Origin of the sequence: Mesobacillus sp. (genome assembly GCF_047739415.1) — a bacterium.
Classification (GTDB): domain Bacteria; phylum Bacillota; class Bacilli; order Bacillales; family Cytobacillaceae; genus Mesobacillus.
In genome coordinates, this window is record NZ_JBIQOE010000263.1 from 25626 (window position 1) to 31732 (window position 6107).

General features: G+C 39.3%; 6 protein-coding genes and 1 pseudogene. 3 read left to right on the plus strand and 4 right to left on the minus strand.

The window, feature by feature from the left end; all coding sequences use genetic code 11:
* The first annotated feature begins 48 nt into the window (after positions 1–48).
* The gene (locus tag ACH0QE_RS20535; protein WP_415802324.1) at positions 49–291 is read left to right on the plus strand and encodes a hypothetical protein; all 243 of its coding nucleotides are present in this window, start codon (positions 49–51) and stop codon (positions 289–291) included.
* 100 nt (positions 292–391) lie between these two features.
* Positions 392–1111, plus strand: a complete 720-nt coding sequence (locus ACH0QE_RS20540; RefSeq protein ID WP_415802325.1) for a C39 family peptidase — start codon at positions 392–394, stop codon at positions 1109–1111.
* A 70-nt stretch (positions 1112–1181) separates the two neighbouring features.
* Here ACH0QE_RS20540 and ACH0QE_RS20545 read toward each other — a convergent pair whose 3' ends face one another.
* Complete coding sequence (locus tag ACH0QE_RS20545; RefSeq protein ID WP_415802326.1) at positions 1182–1352, minus strand: hypothetical protein; 171 nt, start codon at positions 1350–1352, stop codon at positions 1182–1184.
* A gap of 183 nt (positions 1353–1535) precedes the next feature.
* Here ACH0QE_RS20545 and ACH0QE_RS20550 point away from each other — a divergent pair, with 183 nt between their 5' ends.
* On the plus strand, positions 1536–2012 hold the full coding sequence (locus ACH0QE_RS20550) for a hypothetical protein (protein ID WP_415802327.1): 477 nt from the start codon (positions 1536–1538) through the stop codon (positions 2010–2012).
* Positions 2013–2096: 84 nt separating this feature from the next.
* Here ACH0QE_RS20550 and brnQ read toward each other — a convergent pair whose 3' ends face one another.
* The 3 genes and pseudogenes from brnQ to ACH0QE_RS20565 all read right to left on the minus strand — a co-directional run.
* The gene (gene brnQ / locus ACH0QE_RS20555; protein ID WP_415802328.1) at positions 2097–3461 is read right to left on the minus strand and encodes a branched-chain amino acid transport system II carrier protein; all 1365 of its coding nucleotides are present in this window, start codon (positions 3459–3461) and stop codon (positions 2097–2099) included.
* A 795-nt stretch (positions 3462–4256) separates the two neighbouring features.
* Positions 4257–5393 (minus strand): acyltransferase family protein, encoded by a 1137-nt coding sequence (locus tag ACH0QE_RS20560; RefSeq protein ID WP_415802329.1) that lies wholly within the window; start codon positions 5391–5393, stop codon positions 4257–4259.
* A 270-nt stretch (positions 5394–5663) separates the two neighbouring features.
* Positions 5664–6107 (minus strand): annotated as a pseudogene (locus tag ACH0QE_RS20565) (amidohydrolase); the annotation flags it as partial.

A 6107-nucleotide genomic window follows, 5' to 3' on the forward strand; every position in this document is an offset into this window, starting at 1 on the left:
CCAGTTAGGCTATAAGTATATAAGAGTGTAATAGGAAGGAGTGGCAACATGAAGAAAAGAAACTTAATGCTTTCATTCACGTTGGGGACAGGCCTATTGCTTGCCGGTTGCGGAGCCACTGAAGAGCCCCCGCCGGAAGAAGATCCGGTGATGGAACAGGATGAACAAGCTCCTCCGGCACCAGATGGAACACACGAATTACCTGATGAACCAAGAGAAGGTACTACCGAGAATGACGAGGAATTAACCGAAGAAGAACAGCAGATCATCGAGGAGTCTGTTGAAGAATAACGCAGGATAAAACCTTAGAACCGTTTCGGTACTAAGGTTTTTTTACAATTAGAAGGTTTTAAAGACAAAAACGAATCATTGCTACAAGGAGAGAAGAAGGTTGAGAAAAGTTATTTTACCGTTGATCATAATGCTTGCAGGGTGCTCTGGAGCTGAGACTCCGCCTCCTGAATCAGAACCGGCCTCTGAAGAAAAGCAACAAACTGAGACGCAGAACTCAAATGAAAATAGTGAATCAAAAGTGAAACTTGATGCTCCCCATATATCCCAATTGCCTGAGTTAGAGCGAGGCTGTGAGGTCACAACACTTGCTATGCTTTTACAGCATGCGGGCAAGGATGTTGGGAAGATGAAGTTATCAAAGGAAATCGACCGAGTTCCATTTGAAAAAGACGGACTGAAGGGACACCCGGGTGAGGGGTTTGTAGGTAATATGAAAACATTGGACAAGCCGGGACTTGGTGTCTACCATGGCCCTGTAGCAGAATTGGGAGAAGAATATCTTCCTGGAAAGATATTAGACCTGACCGGAGAAGAATTCAAAGAAGTGGAGAAACACGTTGCAGACGGCAGGCCAGTATGGGTGCTGGTCCCAAGTACATTTGCACTTGTTCCAGAAAAGCACTGGGAAACATGGAATACGAAAAAAGGCAAAGAAAAAATCACTTACAAATGGCATTCGGTTTTGGTCACCGGCTTTGATGAAAAAAATGTTTATGTCAATGATCCGCTTGGCGATAAAAACACTAAGCTCTCAAAAGAAGAGTTCGTTGCAGGCTGGGAGCAGTTTGGAAAACAGGCAATCACTTACAAACCATAACAATGAAAAATGCTGTTCCTTCATTATTGAAGAAACAGCATTTTTTGAAAAGGTGAAAGGTCATGATTTCTTACTTCCCATCGCTATCTGATTTATCATCATCCAGTTTGAAATCTTCATCTTCCACATCGTTTTCCGTATCCTCGACAGGTGGTTCATTTTCCTGGTCCGTCTCTGCGGAACAACCTCCAATAAAAATCGCTAGTGCCAATGGGATTCCATACAAAAGTTTCTTTTTCACAATCAGACCCCTTTCTTCCAAACAACCTTGTTTGGATAGGATTATTATTATCTAAAACATACCCGTTCATAATCCTTATAAACGGTAGAAGTTTTTTAGTGAAAATAAAAGCATATCAGCCTAAAAAGAACAAAAACTAAAGCCAGGTTGTTTAGATAGCAAGGATCACATCTTTTCTGGTGGTTGAAACCACGAACAAGTCACATAGAAAAATTCTATAAGCCCGAAACGAGGATAAACCCGCAAAAAGGTCACATAGAAAAATTCTATAAGCCCGAAAAAAGGAGGAACCCGCAAAAAGGTCACATAGAAAGATTCTATAAGCCCGAAACAAGGAGGAACCCGCAAAAAGGTCACATAGAAAAATTCTATAAGCCCGAAACAAGGAGGAACCTGAAAAAAGGTCACATAGAAATAAACCCTCAAAAAGGTCACATAGAAAGATTCTATAAGCCCAAAATGAGGAAGAATCCGCAGAAAAGTCCCATAGAGAGTTTCTATACCACAAAGCCTGAAATATACAAAGGGGGTGATCATATGGCGAAAAAGAAACCTAAGCATGATAAAGCTCTTCCAAAAGCGGATATTGAATTTGCGGAGGAAAGAGGAAATGGTTTTGAAAAGGTAGCATTAAAAGCTCAACGGAAACAAAATAAATGATTTGCTTCTGAATTTTATTGGAGAGCCACTTGAAGATTTTTTTAAAATTGAAGACCAAGAAAAGAAAAAGAACTGCAGAGAAATCTACAGTTCTTTTTGGTGTTTTTTCACGGGTAAATGAGCTTTAGGCAAAATATAACCGATGATTGCACCAATGAACGCGGGCAGGATCCAGCCAAGACCTATATCGTATAGTGGAAGATGCTCCACATATATTGACGTTACAGAATTGAATAATGGAATATTTATATTTGGCAGATTGGCGACTAATGCGCTATAGCCATCAAAAAAACTCACGAAGAACGTCATCGCTATTGAAGCAGCGTATACGCTTTGCTGATTTCCGAAAAGCGGTGATATAAGAGTTAATAAGATAAGGATGATAGCTAATGGGTACAAGAACATTAAAACCGGTACAGCAAATTGAATGATATTGTTCAAACCAAAATTTGCGATTGTGAAAGAAACGATGCAAAGAAGAAGCACAAACCTTTGATATGAAACCTTTGGCAATAAATCATGAAAAAACTCGCTGCAGGCCGTGATTAGCCCAATGCTTGTTTTTAAACATGCCAGAACAATAATCATAGCCAGCAAGATTGCACCGAAGGGACCAAAATAGTGTTTGGCGACTGCAGAGAAAATCTGTCCGCCATTCTCGAATGTTCCAATAGCCACTACGCTAGATGCCCCCATGTAAGTTATAAGTCCGTATATCAGCATCATCAATGTCATTGCAAAGATACCTGATTTCAAGGTAGCCCTGGCAATATCCTTTGTTCTGGTGATTCCTTGCCCTTTAATGGCATTAATGACAACAATCCCGAATGCCAGGGATGCAAGGGCATCCATTGTATTATATCCTTCTTTAAATCCTGTGATAAAAGCCAAATTTGTATAAGCACCGTTCGGTTCCCCAAAGCTGCCCATTGGCTTGATAACGGAAATCCCAATTAGTAAAAATAAAAATACGAGAAAAGCGGGTGTTAGGTATTTTCCAATATAGTCCATGACCTTCGCAGGATGCAGTGAGAAAAAGTAAACGATGGCAAAGAAGGCGAAACTGAAAACTCCTAGCCATATACCAGCTTGTCCTGGATCAATGTAGGGTTCAAAACCAACAACGAACGGAACAGTGGCAGTCCTTGGAATCGCGAAAAAGGGTCCAATCGTCAAGTAAAGAACGGTGGCAAAGCCGACTCCAAAAATAGGATGTACTCTGCTGGCTAAATCACGCAGGCCGGTGCTACCCGAAAGGCCAATCGCCAATATGCCTAAAAAAGGAAGGCCGATGGCAGTTACCAGGAAGCCAATTAATGCAAGCCAGAAGTTCGTGCCTGCCAGCTGTCCTAGTTGAATAGGGAAAATCAAATTCCCCGCTCCAAAGTACATTCCAAATAGCATGGTCCCAATCAGGGCATAGGTTGAAAACGATATTTTTTGCTGCATATACACTTGTCTCCTCTTCTTGATGTTGTGAATTCTGATTTAAGCTCTTCTTCAGTTGGGTAGGGAGGAATTTCAATCAAGCCTTATATGAAGTGAAGGAAATAGAAAAATGTCTTGTTCAGTCTATCACAAGAGGGTTTAAATCTATCTATTCATAGAACCCAAAAGAAGAATAATACAAATTACTATATATATTTGCTCTTCACAAGTCAATTAAATTTTTAGTATTTTTAGAATTAATGGAAAGCAGTTCGCGTTGTTGTACTCTTTTAGGGGTTTTGTTTAAAGGCGATATTTTCATTTGCCGCCGTTAAAAAAATTGCCGCTTTCATCCGATAGTAAAAAGGTATGAATTTGAGTTCAGGAGAGAATCTGATGAAGATCGAGCAAGCAAAAGCAATATTGAAAAATCCGGATATAGGACGGTATTTGACAAAGGAAGAAATGGAAGCAATTGATTTTTTGATCAGCGTGGCTGAAGCAAAAGAATAGAAGCATATATGTCATTAGCTGCATCGTTCTGGTCTCAGGATGCTACGGAGCTTTATACGGAAGAGGGATGGTTTTCGGTATCATCGCAAGCATCCAAACCTTAGCAGTTGCTTTTGTAATCTGAAAATATAGATTGGAAATGAGTTGGTGCAAAAAGTAAAAATATTAGACAGGAAAATTAGGGGACGTTGATATGATTTTTTGTGCTTGAAATAGAGGACAGGCATAGCGCCTGTCCCCATGTCCTCTTCGCGATTCAATTATGGTTTCTGAAATTTTTACTTTTCAAAGCACACGATTGATTTATTTTTTGCTAATCTCATTACGGTCGTATGTCCCTGTAGTATTTGGCACAATAGGACCGCCACCAGACTGGTTTGCTTTTAATCCAAATAGAGCACGCAGAATATTTACTCGTCTAATGATCAGCTCGTAGAAGCCCATAATGATTAAAAATGCTGCTGATATTAAAAAGATTAATTTTACAGGGACAGTCCATTCCAGTTTATAGATGAAAAATCCTAAAAGAATGATGATAGGTTGATGAAGCACATAAAACGGCATAGACGCTTCACTCGAATATTTCAATGTTCTATTGGACACGTTCAAATACTTATCACCTAAGTATAAGTATAGGATGAAGAAAATCATGTTCCATACTAATAGGACACGAATCATCATAAACAGTGCCCAACCAATTGATATCTTTATGGGAAACCCATAGAAAAATACCCATGATATATAGGAAGCAGTAGTAAGTATACTTAAAGCACCAGCTAAGAATCCTATTTTACGGACAAATCCCCGTAACGATTCTCTGGCAAAAAAATAAAATCCAAAAATATATAATAGTAAATAAAAGATCATTCCCCAGCTCGCTAGATTTACAAAATTGTTGACAGTCAAAGCGGCGATTGATAGAGGGATAGGGATGAATAAATAATGGAGAATATTAAATTCCTTACCAGCTGCCATTCTCTTGGTCTTTAGGAAAAAAGGCAGCGTAATGACCGAGAATATCAGTAACATTAAAAGATACCACAGGTGATGTCCAAAGAATGCAAAGTTCCCGTTTCCGCCTATTTCCAAATAGAGTCCGTCAAAATAATGAGGAAAGAATTCCAGAAGGGAGCCTATGAATTGATGGTTCGTTATTCTTTCAATATACACTTGGGGAGGCGACAACAGGAAGATTCCCAAAAGTAAGGGAAGTCCAAGCCGTAAAAGTCTTTCTTTGAGAAAACTTTTCGGATTTCTTCTATTTAAAGCGTAATAAGTAGCTATTCCCGACACCACAAAGAAAATCGGCATAATCCAATTCCCTACTAAAAGAGAAAATACTTCTATATATGTATGATTAATTGACTTGTTTTTGATGTGCCAATCAAATGAATTAAAAAACATCGAACAATGGTAAAGAAACACGACCAGCATGGCCAAAACCTTTATCTAGTCCAAATCAAAATGTCTAGTTAACTGATTATTTTTTCCATAAATTTCCCCCTATGAGTTAACTATACATCTTGTTTACATCAAATCCACTAATTTTTTTCGGGGACATGGGGGCGGCTTCTGTTCTTTAGTTTGATTGGACGAGAAGCTTATCGATAAGGCTGGTGAAATTAGAGCATATAACAAGACCCTTGCGATTGTGCAAGGGCCTATTTTAGTAGAGGGGCAATAAGTAATGAATATAAAAGTAAATCGATATTATTTGTTTTCTGCTGCTTTTCTAATCTCGAATTCAGCCTTTATATCTTTTAATAAATCCTGGTCTGTGATTAATTGAAATGCCGTCAAAGCGAGTGCTTTGGCCCCTTTTAACAAGGCTTGATCACCTTGTGGAGAAGCAGCTGCTTCCCTGAAAGGAACGGTGTGGGCCACGAGATTGTCTGGACCAATCTTGATGTAAGGATGAATAGTGGGTAAGACCTGGCTGATATTGCCGGCATCGGTTGAGCCAATTCCGTCCCTTTCATCAGTGGCAACTTTTTCTCCAAGTTCTTCAATGACATTTTTAAAAACTTCATTATATCGATCATTCAATAGAATATTATCGACTTCATTTTGGAAGGCAATAACATTCAGCTTTGCACCAGTTGCAAGGGCTGCCCCCTCAGCGACTGCTTTTACGCGGCGGGTTACTTCATTTAA